This window comes from Nonlabens dokdonensis, from assembly GCF_002162835.1.
In the GTDB taxonomy this organism is placed as follows: Bacteria; Bacteroidota; Bacteroidia; order Flavobacteriales; family Flavobacteriaceae; genus Nonlabens; species Nonlabens dokdonensis_B.
On record NZ_MAAX01000152.1, the window covers coordinates 1 to 1,161 of the forward strand.

Annotated in this window: 2 protein-coding genes; both read left to right on the forward strand. The window is 34.6% G+C overall.

All coding sequences use genetic code 11. The annotated features are described in order from the left end of the window. Positions 1-486: energy transducer TonB (locus A9Q93_RS09735; protein ID WP_303687200.1), on the forward strand; the 486-nt coding region annotated here is incomplete at its 5' end. 101 nt (positions 487-587) lie between these two features. Beyond that, positions 588-1,161 (forward strand): hypothetical protein (locus tag A9Q93_RS09740; protein ID WP_303687201.1); only part of this gene is annotated, 574 nt, incomplete at its 3' end.

The window sequence follows — 1,161 nt, forward strand, 5'->3', positions numbered from 1 at the left end:
GAGATCGTGGAAGATGATGTTGAGATTGAAGAGGTAATTATTGAAGATACTGAAACAGATGAGCAAGAAGAGATCGTAGAGATTGAAGAAGTTGCTGAAGAAGTAGGAGTAGAAGAAGTAATTGCTGATGTACCTTTTGCAATTATTGAAAATGTACCTATTTACCCAGGTTGTGAGGATAAGAAAAACAATGCAGATCGAAAGAAATGTATGAGTGAAAAAATCACAAAATTTGTAAATAGAGAATTCAACACTGGACTAGCTCAGGAATTAGGTTTGGACGGTAAACAAAAGATATCAGTTCAATTTAAAATTGATTCTAAGGGTAATGTAGTTGGTATTAAATCAAAGGCTAAACATCCTAGATTGCAAACTGAAGCAGCTAGAGTTATTAATAAACTACCTGCGATGACTCCAGGTATGCAGCGAGGTAAACCAGTAGGTGTTATTTATGCACTACCTATTATCTTTCAAGTGCAAGATTAATTTATACAACATATGATTATTAAAGTCCCAACTTTTTAAGTTGGGACTTTTTTTTGGTATCATTCTTGATTTCTCTTTTAAATAACATAAAACCATTTATTATGAACAAGTTAAAAGAGAAAAGTGGTGCTGCAACACCGCAATTAACTCGCATAGATGATAAGAAATCTGTGAACATTAGAGTGAATCCATTAATTAATTTTCAAATCGGGCTAATAGCTGCTTTGGTTGCAGCTTTTCTAATTATGGAATTGTCAACAGCAAAACCTATACAGGAGACTACTAAAATGGTAACTGTCGCCAAATTAGAAGACCAAGGCTTTACTGGAGAATTTACACCTGTACCTAATGAAAAAATAAAACCGGTGGTTAAACAAAAAACAACTCCTAAAATTGAGCTGGTAAAAACAGATCCTAATAAAGCTCCTGTAGTAGTAAAAAATGACACACCAGATATCCCGGATAATAAGTTGGAACCTGTTTCCACTACTACTACTACTACTACTACTACTACGTTAGCATCTTCAGAGACAGAGGTTTCAAAGTCTATAGATGGCAATGGTGATAAGCCCATAAAAAGTCAACCATTAATCACAGTACATGAAGTGCCCTTGTATCCTGGATGCGATGTTAGTATGAGTAGAGAACAGCGCGTTAAATGTTTAAACGAGAAAA